This is a genomic window from Azospirillaceae bacterium, from assembly GCA_028283825.1.
Classification (GTDB): domain Bacteria; phylum Pseudomonadota; class Alphaproteobacteria; order Azospirillales; family Azospirillaceae; genus Nitrospirillum.
This window is the reverse complement of record JAPWJW010000001.1, coordinates 910,661-930,957: the sequence shown is the minus strand read 5'-3', so window position 1 is coordinate 930,957 and position 20,297 is coordinate 910,661. Positions and strand designations below refer to the sequence as shown.

General features: G+C 67.1%; 19 protein-coding genes. 5 read left to right on the top strand and 14 right to left on the bottom strand.

The features are described 5' to 3' along the window. Positions 1-41: 41 nt before the first annotated feature. The 4 genes from PW843_03790 to PW843_03775 form a co-directional block, all read right to left on the bottom strand. Entirely contained in the window at positions 42-950 is a 909-nt protein-coding gene (locus PW843_03790) for a hypothetical protein (protein MDE1145725.1), read from the bottom strand. Next, on the bottom strand, positions 947-1,690 hold the full coding sequence (locus tag PW843_03785) for an ABC transporter ATP-binding protein (GenBank protein MDE1145724.1): 744 nt from the start codon (positions 1,688-1,690) through the stop codon (positions 947-949). Before PW843_03785 ends, PW843_03790 begins: the two co-directional genes overlap by 4 nt. After that, positions 1,683-2,963, bottom strand: coding sequence for a lipoprotein-releasing ABC transporter permease subunit (locus PW843_03780; protein ID MDE1145723.1), 1,281 nt, complete (start codon positions 2,961-2,963; stop codon positions 1,683-1,685). The genes PW843_03785 and PW843_03780 overlap by 8 nt, the downstream gene beginning before the upstream one ends. 105 nt (positions 2,964-3,068) lie before the next feature. Beyond that, on the bottom strand, positions 3,069-4,385 hold the full coding sequence (locus PW843_03775) for a proline--tRNA ligase (protein ID MDE1145722.1): 1,317 nt from the start codon (positions 4,383-4,385) through the stop codon (positions 3,069-3,071). Positions 4,386-4,854: 469 nt separating this feature from the next. Here PW843_03775 and PW843_03770 point away from each other — a divergent pair, with 469 nt between their 5' ends. Continuing rightward, positions 4,855-6,546 (top strand): methyl-accepting chemotaxis protein, encoded by a 1,692-nt coding sequence (locus tag PW843_03770; GenBank protein MDE1145721.1) that lies wholly within the window; start codon positions 4,855-4,857, stop codon positions 6,544-6,546. Positions 6,547-6,635: 89 nt separating this feature from the next. Here PW843_03770 and PW843_03765 read toward each other — a convergent pair whose 3' ends face one another. From PW843_03765 to PW843_03755, 3 genes are all read right to left on the bottom strand, one after another. Then, positions 6,636-8,084 carry a hypothetical protein gene (locus tag PW843_03765; GenBank protein ID MDE1145720.1) on the bottom strand — a complete coding sequence of 483 codons (1,449 nt, stop codon included), beginning with the start codon at positions 8,082-8,084 and terminating at the stop codon, positions 6,636-6,638. A 118-nt stretch (positions 8,085-8,202) separates the two neighbouring features. Next, entirely contained in the window at positions 8,203-10,029 is a 1,827-nt protein-coding gene (locus tag PW843_03760) for a DUF885 family protein (GenBank protein ID MDE1145719.1), read from the bottom strand. Positions 10,030-10,132: 103 nt separating this feature from the next. Beyond that, on the bottom strand, positions 10,133-10,573 hold the full coding sequence (locus PW843_03755; GenBank protein ID MDE1145718.1) for a hypothetical protein: 441 nt from the start codon (positions 10,571-10,573) through the stop codon (positions 10,133-10,135). 97 nt (positions 10,574-10,670) lie between these two features. Between PW843_03755 and PW843_03750 the strand changes: the two genes are divergently transcribed. After that, positions 10,671-11,963, top strand: a complete 1,293-nt coding sequence (locus PW843_03750) for an NCS2 family permease (GenBank protein ID MDE1145717.1) — start codon at positions 10,671-10,673, stop codon at positions 11,961-11,963. A 646-nt stretch (positions 11,964-12,609) separates the two neighbouring features. Here the strand turns inward: PW843_03750 and PW843_03745 are convergent. Genes PW843_03745 through PW843_03735 form a run of 3 tightly spaced genes read right to left on the bottom strand, consistent with a single transcriptional unit; the run spans position 12,610 to position 15,660 of the window. Then, on the bottom strand, positions 12,610-14,133 hold the full coding sequence (locus tag PW843_03745) for a DUF2142 domain-containing protein (GenBank protein MDE1145716.1): 1,524 nt from the start codon (positions 14,131-14,133) through the stop codon (positions 12,610-12,612). Beyond that, complete coding sequence (locus tag PW843_03740; GenBank protein ID MDE1145715.1) at positions 14,123-14,875, bottom strand: VTT domain-containing protein; 753 nt, start codon at positions 14,873-14,875, stop codon at positions 14,123-14,125. The genes PW843_03745 and PW843_03740 overlap by 11 nt, the downstream gene beginning before the upstream one ends. Beyond that, positions 14,875-15,660 (bottom strand): glycosyltransferase family 2 protein, encoded by a 786-nt coding sequence (locus PW843_03735; protein MDE1145714.1) that lies wholly within the window; start codon positions 15,658-15,660, stop codon positions 14,875-14,877. Before PW843_03735 ends, PW843_03740 begins: the two co-directional genes overlap by 1 nt. Before the next feature lie 227 nt (positions 15,661-15,887). Between PW843_03735 and PW843_03730 the strand changes: the two genes are divergently transcribed. Continuing rightward, positions 15,888-16,778, top strand: coding sequence for a LysR substrate-binding domain-containing protein (locus tag PW843_03730; GenBank protein MDE1145713.1), 891 nt, complete (start codon positions 15,888-15,890; stop codon positions 16,776-16,778). Positions 16,779-16,958: 180 nt separating this feature from the next. Here the strand turns inward: PW843_03730 and PW843_03725 are convergent, their stop codons facing one another. Beyond that, positions 16,959-17,516 (bottom strand): DNA-3-methyladenine glycosylase I, encoded by a 558-nt coding sequence (locus PW843_03725; GenBank protein ID MDE1145712.1) that lies wholly within the window; start codon positions 17,514-17,516, stop codon positions 16,959-16,961. 141 nt (positions 17,517-17,657) lie between these two features. Here PW843_03725 and PW843_03720 point away from each other — a divergent pair, with 141 nt between their 5' ends. Both PW843_03720 and PW843_03715 read left to right on the top strand, forming a co-directional pair. Continuing rightward, positions 17,658-18,038, top strand: a complete 381-nt coding sequence (locus PW843_03720; GenBank protein MDE1145711.1) for a hypothetical protein — start codon at positions 17,658-17,660, stop codon at positions 18,036-18,038. Positions 18,039-18,307: 269 nt separating this feature from the next. Beyond that, entirely contained in the window at positions 18,308-18,652 is a 345-nt protein-coding gene (locus PW843_03715) for a hypothetical protein (protein MDE1145710.1), read from the top strand. An 81-nt stretch (positions 18,653-18,733) separates the two neighbouring features. Here the strand turns inward: PW843_03715 and PW843_03710 are convergent, their stop codons facing one another. Genes PW843_03710 through PW843_03700 form a run of 3 tightly spaced genes read right to left on the bottom strand, consistent with a single transcriptional unit; the run spans position 18,734 to position 20,104 of the window. Next, the gene (locus tag PW843_03710; protein ID MDE1145709.1) at positions 18,734-19,270 is read right to left on the bottom strand and encodes a hypothetical protein; all 537 of its coding nucleotides are present in this window, start codon (positions 19,268-19,270) and stop codon (positions 18,734-18,736) included. A gap of 9 nt (positions 19,271-19,279) precedes the next feature. Next, positions 19,280-19,786, bottom strand: coding sequence for a hypothetical protein (locus PW843_03705; protein ID MDE1145708.1), 507 nt, complete (start codon positions 19,784-19,786; stop codon positions 19,280-19,282). A gap of 54 nt (positions 19,787-19,840) precedes the next feature. Continuing rightward, entirely contained in the window at positions 19,841-20,104 is a 264-nt protein-coding gene (locus PW843_03700; protein ID MDE1145707.1) for a DUF1467 family protein, read from the bottom strand. Positions 20,105-20,297: the final 193 nt, after the last annotated feature.

Below are 20,297 nucleotides of genomic sequence, written 5' to 3'. Positions count from 1 at the left end.
TGCGGCGAAATTGACCGGATGGTCAGATCGACCCGTTCCGCTCAGCCCAGGCTGGCCCACAAATGGGCGGTGGCCAGGCTGCGCCACGGGGCATGGGGCCGCATCAGCGCCGCCTGCTCATCGGGACTCGGGCGCCGGTCCATGCCGTGGAAACGCTGCAACGCCGCCGCCAGGCCGGCATCACCCACCGGCACCCGGTCCGGCAGGCCGCATCCCCGCATCAGCACATAATTGGCGGTCCAGGGGCCGATGCCGCGCAGCGCCAGCAGGGCCGCCTCCGCATCCGCCTCGCCGGCCGGGTCGGTGTCCAGCCGCTCCAGGGCGTCCAGGTCCAGCCGCCCCTCCGCCGCAGCCTTGGCGGCGTCGATCAGGTAGCGCGCTTTGGAGCGGGAAAACCGCCGGGCGGTCAGCGCCTCCGGATCCATCACCGCCACCGCCGCCGCGTCCGGATGCGCCACCATGCCGGAGGGATGCGGGCGCCCGGCCAGCAGGATCAGCTGGCGGCGCAGGTCGGACGCGAAGGTCAGGTTGATCTGCTGGCCGATGATGGCCCAGGCCAGCGCCTCGAACACCGTGGATGACAGCGGCGGGCGATAGCCGCGACGGTTGCCGATCAGGCGCGCCGTCTCCGCATCATGGTCGGCGCGCGCCTCCAACCCCGTCGCGGCGTCGGCCAGGGCCGGCGTCAGGCCCAGCATGCGCAAGGCCACCCGTTCGGCCCGGGCCACGATCAGGGGATCATCGCTGTCGATGCCCATCACCATGGTGGGGCCGGACGCGGTCAGGGTCAGCAGGTAGGGATGGCCGTCGAATGCCAGGGCTTTGGTCAAGGCATGTCCCGCCACCCGCTCCGCCGGGGCGGCGCGGTCGCGGTACCAGTCACGGCCGTGGTAGCGCCAGGCGGCATCCGGATCGAAGCCGGGCGGCAGGTCGATCCGGACTTGGCTCAAGGCCGGTCCACCAGCAATCCGTCGCGCAACTCGATCACCCGGTCCATGCGCGCCGCCAGGTCCAGATTATGGGTGGCGACCAGGGCGCCGAAGCCCTCACGGCCGGCACCGCTGCCCCGCACCAGGCCGGTCAGCAGGGCGAAGACATCGTCGGAGGTGTGGTGGTCCAGATTGCCCGTGGGTTCGTCCGCGATCAGCAGGCGGGGCTTGTTGGCCAGCGCGCGGGCGATGGCCACGCGCTGCTGCTCCCCGCCCGACAGGCGGGCCGGACGGTGGCTGCCGCGGGCGGACAGGCCCACGAGGCCCAGCAGTTCCTGGGCACGGGCACGGGCGGCGGCCTTGGATGCGCCGGCGATCATCTGCGGCAGGACGATGTTCTCCTCCGCGCTGAATTCCGGCAGCAGGTGGTGGAACTGATAGACGAAACCGATGGTCTCGCGCCGCAGGGCGGTGCGGCCGGCATCGTCCAGCTTGGCGGCGTCGCGGCCGTCGATGCGGATGACGCCGCCGTCGGCGCGTTCCAGCAAGCCGGCGATGTGCAGCAGGGTGGATTTGCCGGCACCGCTGGGCCCGACCAGGGCCACGATCTCCCCCCGGCGGACGGCGCAGGCCGCGCCCTTCAGCACCTCAAGCACCGCCCCCGCCTGCTGAAAGCGGCGGACGACGCCGGACAGTTCCAGGACGGTCTCACCTACAGACGATGCGGGGACGGCAGGGCTCAGCACGGACGTCTCACTCATAACGCAGGGCCTCAACCGGGTCGAGGCGGGCGGCCCGCCAGGAGGGGTAGATGGTGGCGGCGAAGGACAGGGCCAGCGCCATGAAACCGACCTGCGCCACCTCCACCCAATCCAGCTTGGCCGGGATCTGGGTGAAGAAGTAAATCTCGGCGTTGAACAGGTCGCGGCCGATGATGGCCTGGATGAACTGGCGGATAGCCTCGATGTTGCGGGTGAACAGCACGCCCAGGATGACGCCGAACAGGGTGCCGACGGTGCCGATGCTGGCACCCGTCAGGAAGAACACCCGCAGCACCATGCCCCGGCTGGCGCCCATGGTGCGCAGGATGGCGATGTCGCGCCCCTTGTCCTTCACCAGCATGATCATGCTGCTGATGACGTTGAACGCCGCCACCAGGATGATCAGCGACAGGATCAGGAACATGACGTTGCGTTCCACGTCGATGGCGCTGACAAAGGCAGCACTACGCTGGCGCCAATCGAAGATGCGGTATTCCTGCCCCGCCGCCTGGGTCGCCGCCTTCAGGTACGGGTCGATGTGCGTGGGGTCCTGCACGAACACCTCCAGCGAGGTGTAGCCGTTGGCCACGCCGAAGAAAGTCTGCGCCGCCGCCAGCGGCATGAACACCAGGCTGTTGTCCACGTCGTACATGCCGACATCGAAGATGGCGGCGATGGGGTAGGTGCGGGCGCGGGGGATGGAGCCGAAGGCCGTCTGGTTGAAGCGCGGGCTGACCAGGCGCAACTGGTCGCCCACATGCAGGTTCAGGCGCCGGGCCATGCGGCTGCCGATGGCGATGCCGTCGCCCAGGTTGGCCTCGTCCCCCGTGGCGCCGGTGGCCGCACCGAAGGCCTCCGCCGCCCCTTCGATGATGTGGGTGGAGACGATGGGCCGGCGCTTGAAGTCCGCCGGCGTGATGCCGTGGACATAGGCGCCGGTGGCCGTGCCGTCCTGGGTGATCAGGGCCTGGCCCTCCACCGTCGGCATGATGGCGGTGACCCCCGGCAGCTGCAGCAAGCGCTGGCCCACCGCGTCGTTCTCCGGCAACGGGCCCAGCAGGGACTGCACCTCAAGATGGCTGTACAGCCCCAGCACCCGCCCCAGCAACTCCGTCCGGAAGCCGTTCATCACCGACATGACGATGATGAGGGTCGCGACCCCCAGGCCGATGCCCAGCAGGGAGAAGCCGGCGATGACGGAGATGAACCCCTCCTGCCGGCGCGCCCGGAGATAGCGCATCGCGACCATGCGTTCGAAGGCGGAAAAGATCATGCGGGGGGACCGGCGGCCAGGGGATGGAAGTTAGGGCAATGCGCGCAATTCTGGGCGGAATAAAGGCGCGTCCATCCGCGGATGGACGCGCCCTTTTTTCGGGCGTCAGGCCTTGATCAGTTCGGCCAGTGCTGCCTCGACCGACAACTCGCGCTTCTCACCGGTGGCGCGGCGCTTCAGTTCGACCACGCCGGTCTTCAGGCCGCGCGGGCCGACGGTCAGTTGCCACGGCAGGCCGATCAGGTCCATGTCGGCGAACTTGGCGCCCGGCCGCTCATTGCGGTCGTCGTACAGCGTCTCCACGCCGGCGGCGTTCAGCTTGGCGTACAGGTCGTCGCACAGCGTGGTGCAGGCGGCGTCATCGGCCTTCAGGTTGATCAGGCCGACCTGGAAGGGCGCCACCGCGTCCGGCCAGATGATGCCGTTGTCGTCATGGCTGGATTCGATGATGGCGCCCATCAGGCGCGACACGCCGATGCCATAGCTGCCCATCTCCACCGCCACCGACTCGCCGTCCGGGCCGGTCACCACCGCCCCCATGGGCTTGGAGTACTTGGTGCCGAAATAGAAGATGTGCCCGACCTCGATGCCGCGCGCGGACACCAGCTGGTCTTCCGGCACCTCGCAGGTGGCGGCGTCGTGCTTCTCATCCGTCGCGGCGTAGACGCTGGTGTACTTGGCGAAGAAGTCCTTCAGGTCGCTGCCCGCCTCGGGCGCGTTCTGCAGCACGTCCAGTTCCAGCCAATCCTTGTGGCAGAACACGCCGCTTTCGCCGGTTTCCGCCAGGATGATGAACTCGTGGGACAGGTCGCCGCCGATGGGGCCGGTGTCGGCGCGCATCGGGATCGCCTTCAGGCCCATGCGGGCGAAGGTGCGCAGATAGGCCAGGAACATCTTACGGTAGGACAGCTTGGCGCCCTCCGCATCCAGGTCGAAGGAGTAGTTGTCCTTCATCAGGAATTCACGGCCGCGCATGATGCCGAAGCGGGGGCGGATCTCGTCCCGGAACTTCCACTGGATGTGGTACAGGTTCTTCGGCAGATCCTTGTAGCTGCGCACGAACGTCTTGAAGATGTCGGTGATCATCTCCTCGTTCGTGGGACCGTACAGCAATTCACGGTCGTGGCGGTCGGTGATGCGCAGCATCTCCTTGCCGTAATCGTCATAGCGGCCCGACTGGCGCCACAGATCCGCCGACTGGATGGTCGGCATCAGCAGTTCCTGGGCGCCGGCGGCGTCCTGCTCCTCCCGCACGATCTGCGAGATCTTGCGCAGGACCTTCCAGCCCAGCGGCAACCAGGCATAGATGCCGGCGCTGGTCTGCCGGATCATGCCGGCGCGCAGCATCAGCCGGTGCGAGGCGATCTGCGCCTCCGCCGGGGTTTCCTTCAGGGTGGGCAGGAAGAACTGGGAGGAGCGCATCGCGGGGACCCGTCGCCTTATACTGAAATCCGGAAATGGAGCGGCGACTTTAGGCAATGACGGCACCCCTGTCCATGCCAGTGGCGGACCGGGCGGAAAAGGGCGCGGCCCGCATCCCCGTTCGGCGACACGGCCTACCTAACCATAATCCACCCACATTCTATTCGGTGTATTTCCGGTCGTTTCTTAAATTGAAAGCGATGCACTTTCCCATCCCCGCCATGGGAAAGCTTCCGATCGCAGTAATGTTAACAGCAAGATCTGTTATTTCGTCGCCCGGTCATAAAGTTCCATTTTTTGCACCAGTAACCAAGCTGGCGCAAATTAACTAAAGGTCGAGATTATACCTGCCCAGCAATAATCGCCGGGCTGCGCGCGTTGACGGGCGAAATTCTGCCGTGGTTTTTACGCGCCCTTAACCAATCGCTGTTATCAGGTCGGGATAGCCCGTCGCCAAAGGACCGCCATCATGCTGGCCAACGCCAAGATCATAACCAAGATCAACCTTGTCATTCTCGTCATGGCGCTCGTCGCCGTCGCCATCGGCATCGCCGGTTACATCGGCATGTCGAAACTGTCGGTCGCGACGCACCGCCTGGATGTGATGGGCAGCAACCTGCATCAGGCGGCGCAGCTGAACGCCAACGTCATTTACATGAACCGCGGCGAATACCGCATGGCCGCCAACCCGGCGGACACGGACGAGGTGGCGAAGAACACGGAAGGCCGCGTGGTTGAATTCGGCAAGTTCGCGGATATGCTGGAAAAGCAGGCGGAGCCCAAGTACCAGCCCATGCTGGCCGAGGTGAAGGCGTCTTTCGAGCTGTACAAGAAGGAATTCGCCTCCACCATGGCGACCAGCCGCAAGCATGCGGATCTGAAGAATGAGGCCGCCCGCCAGGAAATCCTGGATGAGGTGGCGCAATCCCGCACCGTGTCCAACACCCTGTCCGCCAAGATCAAGGTGTTGCAGGACGCGCTGGACAATGATGGCACCACCGTCGCCCAGGAAGCACAGTCCGTGGCGCGCGACCTGACCTGGATGATCGCCATCGTCGCCATCGTCGGCATCGTCGTCGGCATCGTCGTCGGCATGCTGATCGCCCGCCGCGGCCTGGTAACCCCCATCAACCGCATCGTGCACAACCTGCAGGACCTGGCCCACGGCCGCCTGGACATCGAGGTCTTTGGCGTGGAGCGCAGTGACGAGGTTGGCGACATCGCCAAGACCGCCCTGGTCTTCCGTGACAACGCCCGCGAGACCGAACGCCTGCGCACCGAGCAGGAAAAGGAACAGAAGGCCCGCGTCGCCCGCGCCACGGCCCTGGACAACCTGACCGGCGCCTTCGACACCCAGGCCGCCAACGTCATCGGCGCCGTGGCCTCGGCCGCGACGGAGATGCAGGCCACCGCCAGCTCGCTGTCGTCCTCTGCCGAGCAGACCACCCGCCAGTCCGCCGCCGTCGCCGCCGCCGCCACCGAGGCCTCGGCCAACGTGCAGACGGTCGCCGCCGCCGCGGAAGAGCTCAGCTCCTCCATTCAGGAGATCAGCCGCCAGGTGGCGCAGTCGGCCACCGTCGCCGGCGACGCCGTGCGCCAGGCCACCCACACCGGCGCCATCGTCGCCGGGCTGGAGCAGACCACCCAGAAGATCGGCGAGATCGTGGGCCTGATCACCAACATCGCCAGCCAGACCAACCTGCTGGCGCTGAACGCCACCATCGAGGCGGCGCGCGCTGGCGAGGCCGGCAAGGGCTTCGCCGTCGTGGCGTCGGAAGTGAAGAGCCTGGCCAACCAGACCTCCAAGGCGACCGAGGAGATCAGCACCCAGATCGCCCAGGTCCAGGAAGCCACGCGCGAGGCGGTCAGCGCCATCGGCGCCATTTCCGGCACCATCGAGAACATCAACAGCATCGCCACCACCATCGCCTCCGCCGTGGAGGAACAGGGTGCGGCGACGCAGGAGATCGCCCGCAACGTGCAGCAGGCGGCCGCCGGCGCCGACGACGTCACCCGCAACATCCAGGGCGTTTCCACCGCCGCGGATGAGACGGGCCATTCCGCCCACGACGTGCTGACCGCCTCCACCTCCATGGCCCGCGAGGCCGAGAAGATGCGCGGCCTGGTGGAACAGTTCCTGGTGGACGCCCGCGCGGCCTAAGGGCCGACCGGTTCGCCGGAATTGATGTCAAACTGTCATGATTTACGGCCCGGGACACGCCCTGTGTTCCGGGCCGTTCTTCTTTCGCGTCAATGGACGATCAGCGTGCCGCCGCTGGTCGCCTTGTAGGTGCCCTTGGGCACGCTGCCATCCGCGCTGGTCGCGGTGACGGTGATGCCGGTGGCCACGTCAAGGCCGCCTTCCGGAATGGTGCCCAGCAAGGTGACCGCCGAATCGCCCGTGGCCACCCAGCGGGCCCCTGGCCCCAACCGCAGGCTGGCGGCCTGGATACGGCCTTTCAGGATGGTGTCCTGCATCTGCACCATCATGGGCCGGGCGGTATCCTCATGCACGATGTCGCCCTTCACGATCATGTGGGTCAGCAGGACGGTGACACCGGGAACGGCGGCGCCCTCCCGATCAGCGGCGGCGACCACGTGTGGCGCCCCCGCCAGGGCGCCGGGTGCCGCGACCGTGTGCAACAGCACGCCATTCCAGGGTTTCAAGGTGGCGCCATCCAAACTCAGGATCAGGTTGGCCCCCTGCAGCAGGATGGCCTCGCGCCCCGATTCCAGCGTGCCGCCCTTGACGGTCAAGGTGGGCACCCCGTCCGCCGCACCGCCGCGCACCAGGATGGCGTTGCCCGACGCATTGACCGTGACGTCATCGAAAGCCATCGCCGACGCGCCGGCCATCACCGCGCCATAGGTCTGGGCGTTGATGCTGGTATGCGTCAGCATCGCCCGGCCCTGGTCCGCCAGATAAAGACCGTATCCGGGACCACCGACCTGGATGGTGCAGTCCGTCGCCTCGATATAGGTGGGACCGCCCGCATCCTCGGTCGACAGGGCGCCCCAACCGTTAGCCACCAGTATGGTGTGATCGAAATAACTTTGAGAACCGGCGCCCAGCAGAACGGTCCGGGCGGTGCCGCCGATATGCAGGTCGGCCGGCGGCTGGGCCGCGGCGACGCCGTCGCGCGGTTGGTAACCGGCCGGCAACTTGCCGCCCCTGGCCGTCAGCGTGGCACCATTGACCCTCAGCACGCCGTGCGCACCGACCAGGACGGCGGGCCGGATCAGCCCTTCGGTGGTTATGTCCCCCCGATGCACGACCAGGGTGGCGCCATCCTCAATCACGGCTCCCGCCCCCAGCCGGGGGACGGCGCCGGCGCTGTCACCGTTCAGGCTGATGTGGCTGCCGAACATCGTATAGGTCGTTCCAGCCCCCCGCACGACGACACCACTGATTTCCGGCGTGGTGGATTTGATGGTGACGTTGGTGGCGCCATCACCATCGGATGTGCCGCCGGAAACGTCGGACGGCCGGGACTCACCCTTCCGCCGCCGCCCGTCCCATACATATATCCCGGCGACACCCTGGGGCTTGTCCGCCTCGTCCGACACGGCCTGGGCGGCGGTGCCATCGGCGGGGGCAGCAACTGGCGGGGCGGCTTGAGCCCATGCGGAAGGAATGGAAAAAGTGGCAACCGGCAGGGCAAGGGCCGTGGCCAGGAACAGATGGACAGGTGAGCGCATCGGGTAACTCGGGGAAACGAAAACGGCGGGGACTATCAGGTCCCCACCGCTTTCACGAACCAGCTAGGCCAACCTTGCTGGCACTTTTGCGCGCACCCCCTGCATCAAATGGGCAGGGTCAGGCCTTCTTGTTTTTTATGTAGCCATCCACCATGCCCTGCAGCACGTCCAACGGCACGGCGCCGGAGTTCAGTGCCACCCGGTGGAAGTCATGGATGTCGAACTTCGGTCCCAACTCCTTCCGGGACTGGTCGCGCAAGCGATTCCACATGGTGTGGCCGATCTTGTAGCTGCAGGCCTGGCCCGGCCAGGCGCAGTAGCGGTCGACCTCACGCGTCATGGCGCTGGGGGCATCGCCCGTCAGGTCCACCATGTAGTCCACCGCCTTCTCGCGGGTCCAGCGCTTGTGGTGCATACCGGTGTCGATGACGCAGCGACCGGCCCGGAACAGCAGGAACTTCAGATAGCCGATACGGCCCAGCGGGTCGGAATCGTACATGCCCAGTTCATCCGCCAACTGCTCGGCATACAGCGCCCAGCCTTCGCCATAGCCGGAGAAGAACATGTTGGCGCGGTATTGCGGGATGCCCGGCGTCTCCTGCGCGATGGAGCCCTGCAGGTGATGGCCCGGCACGCCCTCATGATACAGGGTGGAGGGCAGCGACCATTTGGGCCATTCGGCCGTGTCATGCAGGTTGAAGTAAATGGTGCCGACGCGGTTGCCTTCCAGCGGCGGGGATTCGTAATAGGCCAGCGGCGCGCCATCCTCGATGGCAGCGGGCACGCGCTTCACCTGGGCGGTGGCCCGAGGCAGGTCGCTGAACATGCGCGGCAGACGCGACACCATGTCGTCCAGCTTGACCTGCAAATCGGCGATCAGCTGGGTCTTGCCCGCGTCAGTGTTCGGATAGGTGCTGTCGGGCCGGGCGCGCAGGGCCTTGATGCGTTCACCCACCGAGCCCTGGCTCAGCCCCTGCGCCTTCAGCAAGGTGTCCAGGCGGGCACGGATTTCCTCGCCCTGGTCGACGCCGATCTTGTGGATCTCATCGGGGGACAGGGTGGTGGTGGTGCTGGCCTTCAGGCCTTGGGCGTACCAGTCGGCACCGTCCCGTATGTGCCAGACGCCGGCGTCGTGCGTGGCCCGGGCACGGCCGGCGGCGACGGCCGCGATCTGCCGGTCCAGCGCCGGCCCCACCTTGTCCGTATAGATCTTGGCGGCCTGGGCACCGTAATGCCCACCCAGGCCCGCGGCCATGGCGCGCTTGCCCAGCGAGGTCACCAGGCCGGACTGGTCGACGTCGACACGCAGGTTGCGCAACTGGGCCAGCGTGGTGTCCAACATGAAGTCGGCGGCCAGGACGCCGCTGCCGGAATCACGGCGGAACTGTTCGGTCTCGGTATCCAGCGCACCGGCGAAGGCCTCAAGCCGCGCCAGATAGGCATCGGCATCGGCGGTGTTCTCCACCGGGTGATGGGCATCCAGGAAGTTGGGCACCGATTGGTAGGCGCCGGCCAGCTGGCACAACACATAGGGCGACTGCTGGTCGTACGAACCGAAGTCGAACCTGGTATCGGCATCCACCGCCGTGGCCAGCACATAATCCACGCTGTCGTAATTGACACCGTCGATACCGGTCATCGACTTGCGATCCAGGGCGCGCAGGCGCTTCAACTGGTTGGCCCGCGCGGCGGCGGCGGCCTTGCGCCCGGCATCGCTGCGGTCATCCAGCCGGCCGCGCAGGCCGGCCAGGGCGCCGGTGTCCAGTCCGGCCAGGGTGGTGCCCTCGGGGCTGCGGCGCAGATCTTCCTGGAAGAAAATGTCCAGCAGCCGGTTCAGGTCACCGGTCGGGGCAGATGCCGGCGTGGCGGCGGCAAGACCAGGGCGGGCCGCGGCCAGCGCCACGGAGGCGGCGCCGGCGGCCAGGAAGGCGCGTCGATTGAACATGGGGTCCCCTTAGTTTGGTGCCCCACAGTAACGCCGGGACCCGAGGGGTCAAAGCACGCGCCTGTAACGGAACGGTTACAAAGTCACCGTCTTGCCGCCCGGCTCAGCGCCCCTGCTGCCGGCACACCGCCGCCAGTTCCGTCTCGGCGGGATCGGTCAGCGGCTGGCCGTTGAACAGCACCTGGTCACCATCGATGGTGATCAGGCCCAGATAGGCATCGGCCCGCGGATGGACCGTACCGGTGGTGCGGGGCAGGACGTTGGCCAAGCGGGCCGTCAGCGGGATTTCGATGCGCTGGGGCATCTGCAGGCGCACGCCGCCGTCCAGGTCGGCCGGCGCCACCGGATCACCGTTCACATCAACACCCGGCTGATAGGCGACGTCAGGGGCCGGCACGTGGTTCACCGCCCACTGGCAGGCGGCGGGATCGACAGCGATGGTCGGCCCCTTGGGGGGCGCGTTCCTGGATGCCGGCGGGTTCTCGGCCGCCAGCACGCCACCCGCCATCAGCACAACACCCAATAAAAGCGCAATCGACCGCATGGCGTGACGTCCTTGTATTCGCTTGCTTCTTGCGCATGGGCGCGGACGAACCGATCCTGGGGAACGGCATCACCCAAGAATAACCCCGGGGGCTTCCTTGCTAGACCGTTTTTTCGGGCTGGAGCGTCATGGCACCAGCACGCGCACCGAGATCCTGGCCGGCGTCACCACCTTCCTGACCATGGCCTACATCATCTTCGTGAACCCCCAGGTGCTGGGCAAGGCCGGCATGGATCCGGGGGCGGTGTTCGTGGCCACCTGCCTGGCCTCCGCCCTGGGGTGTTTCATCATGGGGCTGTACGCCAATTATCCCATCGCCCTGGCGCCCGGCATGGGCCTGAACGCCTACTTCGCCTATTCGGTGGTGGGCGGTATGGGCTATCCCTGGCAGGTGGCGCTGGGTGCCGTGTTCCTGTCGGGCGTGGGCTTCACCATCCTCAGCCTGCTGCCGGTGCGCGAGGCCATCGTCAACGCCATCCCGTCGGGGCTGAAGCATGCCATTTCCGCGGGCATCGGCCTGTTCCTCGGCCTGATCGCCCTGCAGAACGCCGGCATCGTGGCGGCCCACCCCGCCACCATGGTGACCCTGGGCGCCCTGGGGCGGCCGCCGGCCCTGCTGGCCTGCGGCGGTTTCCTGGCCCTGGTGGTGCTGGTGGCCCGCCGGGTGACAGGGGCGGTGGTCATCGCCATCCTGGGCACCGCCCTGATCGGCATGGCGCTGGGTGTCACGCCCATGATCCACAGCCCCATCGCGCTACCGCCCAGCCCGGCGCCCACCCTATTGCAGATGGACGTGGCCGGCGCCTTCAAGATGGGGCTGACCGCCATCATCTTCGCCTTCCTGTTCGTCGATCTGTTCGACACCGCCGGCACGCTAGTGGGTGTGTCCCACCGCGCCGGCCTGCTGGACGACCAGGGTCGCCTGCCACGCCTCAAACGCGCGCTGCTGGCCGACAGCCTGGCCACCACCGCTGGCGCCGCTTTGGGCACCTCCACCGTCACCGCCTATATCGAGAGCGCCGCCGGCACCTTCGCCGGCGGGCGTACCGGCCTGACCGCCGTGGTGGTGGGCTGCCTGTTCCTGGCCGCCCTGTTCCTGTCGCCCCTGGCCGCGGCCATCCCGGGCTATGCCACGGCCCCCGCCCTGTTCTACGTCGCCTGCCTGATGGTGCGCGGCCTGGCGGAAGTCGAGTGGGATGACGTGACGGAGTCGGTGCCGGCCGTCATCACGGCGGTGGCCATGCCCTTCACCTTTTCCATCGCCGACGGCATCGCCTTTGGCCTGATCGCCCACTGCGCCATCAAGGCGCTGACAGGGAAAGGGCGGGAACTGGGCTGGGCGCTGCCCATTCTGGCAGCACTTTTCGTCCTGCGCTTCGCCCTGGCTTAAACGCCAGGATCCTGATCTTTCTAGGTATTCCCTAGGTTTTTGCCGTGTGAATTTTGTGATGACCCCAAGGTTTTGACGCGAAATGCCACCGATTGAGCATCATGCCTTCAAAATGATCAAAAAAGCAGATGACGGAATGATTTCGGGTCCCTATACTCCGGCCTCGTAAACACAAGGGCATAAAAAAGACCGCGCTCGCTGAAGCGCGGCGCGGCCTTGAGTTTAGGGAGGAATCGCCACCAAGCGACTCAATGTTAGAGGGGGATGTACCCTCCAACGCTTGGATAATGCTACGGTCAGTTTTTGAAAGGCAAGCCTTAACGAGGGGCTAGCCTTTCTTTTTGTGCATTTTTCGCGCTTTTGCCCAATAAAGCGCCAATTGCCCATTCCCTACACCAAATAATGCTGTAAATCCGGGCAGGAACCTCCTGGCAGCACCCCTGACTCGCCCCCGCACTGCAATAGAATCGCTGCCGAATCGTCGTTTTCCATGTTGCGGCGCCGAAGACGAGTCCCTGCATAGGCGGAAGGACGGACGCCATTCGTGCCGGACGGACGCTTGCCACTGATGAGGATGCACCTGGGAGGTCACTCCCAGGGTGGTCGATCGGCCGCAAAAACAGGCAAAACAGCCCCCTGGATGATCTCAGCCCGAATAGTAGGCACCCGTCAGCGCGCCCGGCAGCAGGGCCAGGGTCACGGTCGCCGCCAGCGCAGGCGCCAGCCAGGCCAGGGGGTGCGGCGGCTGCACCACGCCCTCGCCCGGTCCGGCCTGGGCCGGACGGGGCAGCGCCAGGATGAACAGTGGGAACAGCGGCAGGAAATAGCGGCCCTGGGGCCCGTCCACCGCCGGCATGCCGACGCTGGTCCAGGTGAGATATTGCGACAGGAAGATGCCCTCCACCGCCGCCCAGGCGGCGAAGACCATCAACGCCACCTCCGTCCAGCGCACCCGCGCCCAGGCGGCACAGGCCACCCTGCGCGCACCGGCCCCCGCCCGCAGGCGGATGTCGGCCCAAGCCGCCGCCAGCAGGGCCAGTGTCCAGGCGCCATAGACGGCCTTGGGCAGGCGCAGATCCAACCAGCCCAGCACGCCGATGCTTTCCAGGAACAGGCCACGGAAATGGCCGGGAACGCGTAGGGTGTGCCAAACCAGGGTCAGCATGCGCCATGGCGCCGCCAGCAGCACGTGCAGTTGCGCCGCCGTGTCGGTGCCGTGGAACACCGCCGGTCGCGGCCCGGGCCACAGGATGCCGGCTTCATAGGCCAGACGCGGAACGGGCAGGGCGACGCCGCGCTGAATGAAGACCGTCCACGCCAGCGCCGGCAGCGCCACCACGACCATCACGGCCACCCGGCCCAGCAATCGGGCCCGCGCCGGCCCCGCGCGCAGTACGTCGGCCCAGGCAGCAGGCAGCGGCAACAGCAGCAGTGCCGCCAGCGGCAGATAGGGCGGCTTCACCATGATGACCAACGCCAGCAAGACCGCCGCCGCCCAATAGGCGGGCGAGCGCCTGCCGTCATCGCAGCGGGTGATCAGGGCGGCCGCCAGCGCGCTGGCGGCGATGATCAGGCAATCCTGATTGAAGGACGCCGCCAGCGACAGCGCCATGGGCACGGCCAGCATGCAGAACAGCAGTCCCCGCCCCCGCCTGGCCAGAGCCAGTGCCGCCGTGGCCAGCGCCAGATAAGCCAGGGTATTGGCCATGCGTCCCACGAGGATAGCCTGGAACGGCCCCTCCCCCCCTTGCCGCGCCACGGCCAGCCCCAAGGCCGACGGTGCGTAGAAGATGGGCATATAAGTGGCGATGGTATTCACGCCGACGAAATCCTGGACCCCGGTCCAGTCCATCGTGCGGGCCCGGGCAAGGCGCACCGGATCCACCGGCTGGGTATGGGGCGGCGCCAAGCTGGTCACCCACAGATAACTGGTGTCGGCATCCACGCCCGCGACGGTGGCGATGGCCCCATCGGGTTGCGGCTGCGGGCCGGAATGGCCCACCCACTCGCCTTTCAGCAGGCTGTCGGCGCGGACGATGTGCGCCGGTTCGTCCGCCACCTGCCCCGGAGGCACCTGGTGCACGAACACCAGGCAGGTCGGCAGCGCCACCAGCAGGAACAGGATGGGCAGCAGGCCGCCGCGCAAAAAGGAAAGGGTCTTAAGGCGCATGGATCGTACCGCTGATCGTGCTGTTGTTCTGGGCGCCGCCCATCAGGCCGGCGCGGCGGGCCAGTTGGCCCAGACGGAGGGTGAGGATGACGGTGGCGAGGGCCCCCAGGGCAAGGCCGGCCAGATGCCAGGGGGCCGCACCCCCGTTCCAGTCCCGGGCCAGGGCGCCCGCCACCTGGCCCGCCACCACATACCCCAGCAGTGCCGGCAACGAGGCCAGCGTGCCCAGCAGGTAGGCGCGCGTCCGGATGGCGGACAGGCCCAGGGCGTAGCTGGTCAGGGCGAAAGGCATGACCGGCGACACCCGCAGCAGGCAGACCAGCCGCCAGCCGTCATGGGCGACCAGACCGTCCAGCGCCGTCAGGCGGGGCCGGCCGGGCAGCAGGCGCGCCACCCAGGGCCGGAACAGGGACCGGGTGAGCGCGAAGGTAAGCAGGGCGCCGGCCATCAGGCTGGCCGCAGCCAACGGAAAGCCCAGGCCCACGCCATAAACGGCGCCGGCCGCGATACCGACCAATGCCGCCGGCAACACGCCGCTGGCCACGACCAGCACCTCAATCACGACCAAGGCCACCCAGCCCAGGGTGCCGGTCGCGCGCATGGACTGCGCCGACGCCACGGCCATGGCCGGCAAGTCGCCGGCGCCAAACCCGCCGCGCCCCAACACGACACCCGCGACCATCGCCAACGGCAGGACAAGGCTTAACGCCGCCAATGCGCGGCGTCCCCCGGGCAACCGCATCAGGAGGCGTCCGCCACGCGGCCGTCGATGACACGCCCCTCGCCACCGGGGGCGAACAGGGGGCAGGCGACCAGGGCCATGCGATGCAGGCGGAAGGACAGCGCCGTCCGCAGGACGCCCAGGCCATAGATGATGCTGCGCCGCAGGTTGATGCTGGAGGCCTCGGGGAAGTACTTGGTGGGGCAGGAAATCTCGCCGATCTTCAGGCCCTGGTCGATGGCCTGGACCAGCATCTGGTTGTCGAACACGAAATCATCGGAACAGCGCAGCAGGGGCAGGCGGGACAGGGCCTCACGGCTCCAGGCGCGATAACCGGTGTGGTATTCCGACAGCTTCTGTCCCACCAGCCAGTTTTCCGCCAAGGTAAGGGCGCGGTTGGCCACGTATTTGTACAGGGGCATGCCGCCGGCCAGCGCGCCCTTGCCCAGGATGCGCGAGGCCAGGACCACATCGTATTCCGTCGAGGCGATCATGGACGCCATGGCCGTCACCAGCTTGGGCGTATACTGGTAGTCCGGATGCAGCATGATGACGATGTCGGCGCCCCGGTCCAGGGCCGCGCGATAGCAGGTCTTCTGGTTACCGCCATAACCCCGGTTGCGGTCATGCCGCAGGGTATGGATGCCCAGGTCGCGCGCCAGACGCACGGTGGCATCGGAGCTGGCGTCGTCCGTCAGAATGATGTCGTCAACGATATCTTTCGGGATTTCGTCATAGGTCTGGCGAAGGGTCTTTTCCGCGTTGTAGGCGGGCAGGACGACGGCGACCTTCTTGTCATGCAGCATGGAAATGGCCGGTCTATCTAGGGCTGCCGGAAGGTGCCCCCCGGCCGTTGGAACCGCGGCGCCCCACCGCCACTCGCCGTTATACGGGGCAGATTGGGGACAACCATCGGCACTTCCTTCACGCGCCGTCCATGAAACGCTGTTGCGGACAAAAAGCCGCGTCTTTCATGATTTCTATCTTTAATGTAATTATGCATCTGACATTTCCGTTCGGAATGGCTCCCGTCATGGACACCGCACTCTCCACCCCCTTCCGCCCCTTGGACCTGGATGCCGTCCAGGCTTTCGTGCTGGTGGCCACACTGCGCAGTTTCACCCGCGCGGCCGAGGCCACGGGCACCACGCAATCCGCAATCAGCCTGAAGCTGAAGCGGCTAGAGGACAGGCTGGGTCAACGGTTGCTGGAACGCACGCCCCGCCAGGTCCGCCTGTCATCCCAGGGTGCCGCCTTCCTGGAACCGGCCCGCCGCCTGCTGGCGGCGCATGAGCAGGCGCTGGCCGGACTGACGGAGGCGCCGCATCGCCTGGTCATCGGCATCAGCGACCATGTCGCCGGCCCCGACCTGCCGCGATTGCTGGCCATGCTGCAGGGCCGCGACCCCACCCTGGTGATGGAGGTGCGCATCGCCGCGTCGCGTGACCTGGGCGGCATGCTGGACCGGGGGGAACTGGATGCCGCCATCCTGCGCCTGGACCCCATAGCCGATGGCGGCGGCATCGACCCCATGGCGGGAGAGGTGCTGTTCCACGATCCATTGCGCTGGTTCGCCGCCCCGGGGTGGGAACCACCACCGGGCGCGCCCCTGCCTATCGCCACGCTGGCCGCACCCTGCGGCGTGCGGGGCCATGCCGCCCGGGCGTTGGATACCGCCGGCATCCGCTGGATGGAGGTTTTCGTGGGGGGTGGCGTGGCGGCCGTGGGCGCCGCCGTGCTGGCGGGCCTGGGCGTCGCCGCCCTGGCGCCCCGTGCGGCACCGCTGGGCGCCGTGGATGTGGGCGCCACCCTGGACCTGCCCGCCCTGCCGACGGCGCCGGTGATGCTGCGTGCAACGGTCAGCGACCGCCGTTCCCGGGCGGCGCTGGCCACACTGGTGGCCGCCTTCCGCGCCAACGCTTGAAATCCGTCATATGCACGGCATTTGAACGTGACCGTTAAAATGCCGCCCCCTCAATCGCCGGGCGCCAGCATCCGCTGGCTTGAGCTTCCTCGCCGTCCGGTCCGCGATGCTCCCCGGAAGGCTCCGGCGGCCCCGGTCGGGGCCTACAGGGGCCCGAGCCAGAACCTCGTGCCCCTGCTATCAATAACGGAAGCCGGCCGTCACCGCCTGGCGCCACGGCTGGCCCGCCGCCGCCAACGCCCGGTCCACCGGGCAGTCCTGCGCATGCGCCAGCGGCAGGTAGCCGATGCTCATCAGGAATTCTCCCACGATCTCTCCGCCCGTGAAGCGGAAGGTGCGGCGGAACAGTTTCACCCATTCGGCCTTGGTCAGCGGATGATGGGCGGCGATCCAGCCGGCGAAACCGCCATGGCTGGCGCGCAGCCCCTGGACGATGCGGGCGTTGTGCAGCGCCGCCTCGATCTTCAGGCGGTTGCGCACGATGCCGGCGTCCTGCATCAGCCGGGTCACGTCCTCCGGACCCATCGCCGCCACCGTGTCCACGTCGAAGCCATGAAACGCGGCGTTGAAGGCCGGGCGCTTCTTCAGGACCACCAGCCAGGACAGTCCGGCCTGGTTGATTTCCAACATCAGGCGTTCGAACAGCACCGCCTCATCCGCCGTGGGCCAGCCGTGTTCCCGGTCATGGTAGGGCCCGTGCAGGGGATGGCCGACGGCGGCAGCGCAATATCCGGACATGGACGGCATCCTTCAAGGCCAGGGGCCTTCGGGGTTGGGGGCGATGGCGCCGGATGCTAGAAGGGGGCGGCCGCGGGGGGAAGCTCCCGTGACGCCCCCCGGCCACCTTTTCGGCCCCTGACCATCGAGCGTATTGATCCCGTGCCCCAGACGCCGCCAACACCGCCCGCCCCTTCCCCCCTTGCACCGCCGGCCCCGGGGCCTGCCCTGCCGCCAGGTCTGCGCCGTCGCCTGATCCGCAACGTCCTGGCCTTCCTGGTCACTTTGGTGGCGGTCTGCGTGGTGGCCGGTTTCGGCTGGGGCACCATGGCCGTGGTGCTGGTGCTGCGCCTGGTGTTCGGCATCGGCGCCTTGGCCGCCGGCGTCTGGATGTTCTTCCTGCTGGCGCGGCAAATGCTGCGCAACGGCCGGCCGCCGCATCCCTTCTTTTACGGCGGCTACGTCATCATCCTGGCTTGCCTGGCCGGGGTGGCGGTGCTGGGCGCCCTCATGCTGTTGCAGGTTGCCGGGCTTTACCGGTAGCCCGGCCCGCGACAGCACGCCGCACCCGAACAGCCTAGACCCATCGACATAAATCATAGCGATGGATAAGAAGAATTGCCGGCGGATTAGCCGAATTTGGGAAGAAAGCGCGACACTATTTCGCCACTAATCCTTGGTTATCTCAGTCCTGAGGATCGGTTGACGGATCTTTCTCGCCAATATGATGACGGGACCTTGCGGTCTTCTTCGTAACAGGCGCGGCGGTCCCAACAATTAAGACCGACCCAAACGACCAACTGAGGTGACCCATGAAGTCCATCATGAAGTCCGCCCGCGTCACCGTCAGCGCCGCCGCGCTGGCCGTGGCCCTGACCGGCGGCCTGTACATCGCATCGTCCACCCCCGCCAACGCCCAGGTCGGCGTCAACCTGTGGGTGGGTGAAGCGCCCCCGCCGCCCCGCCATGAAGAGGTCCCGCCGCCGCCGATGGCCGGCCAAGTCTGGATCGGTGGCCACTGGGCGTGGCACGACCGCTGGGATTGGGAGCCGGGCCGCTATGAGGCGCCGCCCCACGGCCACCGCCATTGGTCGGAAGGCCACTGGAAGACAGGCCCCGACGGCCGCCACATGTGGGTGGAGGGTCACTGGCGCTAAGCCAGCGACGGCCTGAAACAGGAAGGGCGGCGCCAATCACGGCGCCGCTCTTTTTTCATGTGCCCGTGATGATGGCGATGATCAGGATCGCCGGAAGGCCACCGCGTCCGCCACCTTGTACCCCAGCGAACCGGTGAAGCGCTGGGCCGCGCGCTTGGCCGCCTCCTCCGCCGAGGGCGCGCCCACCAGGTAGGTCCGTCCCGACACCCAGTCGGCCACATAGTCCGACGGCGACATGCGGGCCGTGGCCGTCCCGCCGAAATCGGGGTTGGAAATGGTCAACTCCCAGAACTGCTGGGCGCCCAGGGTCTGACGGTCCAGCAGCACCAGCGGCTGCAGGCGGCGGCCCCTCAAGGTCTTGCGCTCCTCATCCAGGCTTTCCAGCTCATGGCGCAGTTCCTCCAGCGAGGCGTCGACCGTCTCCAGCGTGTCGGTCAGCTGCTCCAGCTCGCCCGACGTGCCGTCGATCTCCTGCTTGAACTGGGCCACCAGGGCCTCGCGCTTTTCCAGCTGCATGCCCAGTTCCAGGCGGCGCACCGTCAGTTCACGCCATTGGCGGAACAGCAGGGCGGCCAGAAGACCGATCAGCAGCAGCAGCAACCATCCCAGTTCCATCATTTCCCCCAATCACGTGCCACGGCGGAAACCGACGGGGCGCAAGGGCCCTTTTTCCGGATAGTGCATGTCCAGCTGGCGACGGGCGGCGGCCTCCGATTCGGCCCAGACGGTGCCCCGGTGATCCACGCCGCGCAAGGGCGACGGCAGTTCACGCCCCGGTTCCACGGTCAGGGACGGGTTCAGGTTGCAGGCGTATTCCTCCTTATCCTTCGAGGGTTCGCCCATCTGATGCAGGATGTAGAAGTTGCGGATGCGCATGTCATGGTTGTCCGCCCGCAGCTGGCCGATGGCAGCGCGCAGCTTTGCCACCTCCGCCCGCTTGGCGTTCAGGGCCATGCGCTGCTGTTCCAGGAAGGACAGCACCTGCGTCTTCTCATTGGAAGCGGCGCGCATCTTGTCGGTGGAGGACCCCAGCGACTTGCGCAGGCGGAATTCCACCGACTGGCGCCACAGCCATAGCAATATGGCCGCCACCAGCAAGAGGACGGAAAATCCCAACAGGACTTGAATCAGCATACCTGTACGACCGTACCAATCCCCGTGAACCCGAGCGGCCGCCCCCGGCCCGCGTCAGGAAGGCGCGTTGCCCGGGGGATCGAACAGCCGATCATAGTCCAAAAGGCCGAAGTGAAAGAGGGCCCAAACCGCCAAAAGGATTACCGCAGAAATTACACTCGTCCAGATGAATTTGCGTCGCAGACCGGTAATGACCGGCGCGCCGATATCATTGCCCTTTTGTGGGCTGTCATCCCGGCGCACGCCGAACGGCAGCACCGCGAACAGGACGATCCACCACACCGTGAAATAGATCGCGGCCAGCGTCACCAGGCTCATCAGGCGTCCCCATCCCCCCAGAGGGCCCGGTCGCAGCGCCGGGGTCCCCCTTCTTACCGGCTGCCGGCCCCGCCGCCAATGGATTCGGTCCACCCGCGCGGCACGGGCGGGCCCGCTATTTCTTCCGATATCCGTACCGGCCTTATGGGCGTCTTGTGTCGCCGCCGGTCATTGCACACCAATAAAAGGGAAT

Bases quoted from the DNA above. Each gene is read 5' to 3' on its own strand.
- PW843_03785 (MDE1145724.1), bottom strand. From the start codon at position 1,690: ATGAGTGAGACGTCCGTGCTGAGCCCTGCCGTCCCCGCATCGTCTGTA.
- PW843_03780 (MDE1145723.1), bottom strand. From the start codon at position 2,963: ATGATCTTTTCCGCCTTCGAACGCATGGTCGCGATGCGCTATCTCCGG.
- PW843_03775 (MDE1145722.1), bottom strand. From the start codon at position 4,385: ATGCGCTCCTCCCAGTTCTTCCTGCCCACCCTGAAGGAAACCCCGGCG.
- PW843_03770 (MDE1145721.1), top strand. From the start codon at position 4,855: ATGCTGGCCAACGCCAAGATCATAACCAAGATCAACCTTGTCATTCTC.
- PW843_03765 (MDE1145720.1), bottom strand. From the start codon at position 8,084: ATGCGCTCACCTGTCCATCTGTTCCTGGCCACGGCCCTTGCCCTGCCG.
- PW843_03760 (MDE1145719.1), bottom strand. From the start codon at position 10,029: ATGTTCAATCGACGCGCCTTCCTGGCCGCCGGCGCCGCCTCCGTGGCG.
- PW843_03755 (MDE1145718.1), bottom strand. From the start codon at position 10,573: ATGCGGTCGATTGCGCTTTTATTGGGTGTTGTGCTGATGGCGGGTGGC.
- PW843_03745 (MDE1145716.1), bottom strand. From the start codon at position 14,133: ATGCGCCTTAAGACCCTTTCCTTTTTGCGCGGCGGCCTGCTGCCCATC.
- PW843_03740 (MDE1145715.1), bottom strand. From the start codon at position 14,875: ATGCGGTTGCCCGGGGGACGCCGCGCATTGGCGGCGTTAAGCCTTGTC.
- PW843_03735 (MDE1145714.1), bottom strand. From the start codon at position 15,660: ATGCTGCATGACAAGAAGGTCGCCGTCGTCCTGCCCGCCTACAACGCG.
- PW843_03730 (MDE1145713.1), top strand. From the start codon at position 15,888: ATGGACACCGCACTCTCCACCCCCTTCCGCCCCTTGGACCTGGATGCC.
- PW843_03725 (MDE1145712.1), bottom strand. From the start codon at position 17,516: ATGTCCGGATATTGCGCTGCCGCCGTCGGCCATCCCCTGCACGGGCCC.
- PW843_03715 (MDE1145710.1), top strand. From the start codon at position 18,308: ATGAAGTCCATCATGAAGTCCGCCCGCGTCACCGTCAGCGCCGCCGCG.
- PW843_03710 (MDE1145709.1), bottom strand. From the start codon at position 19,270: ATGATGGAACTGGGATGGTTGCTGCTGCTGCTGATCGGTCTTCTGGCC.
- PW843_03705 (MDE1145708.1), bottom strand. From the start codon at position 19,786: ATGCTGATTCAAGTCCTGTTGGGATTTTCCGTCCTCTTGCTGGTGGCG.
- PW843_03700 (MDE1145707.1), bottom strand. From the start codon at position 20,104: ATGAGCCTGGTGACGCTGGCCGCGATCTATTTCACGGTGTGGTGGATC.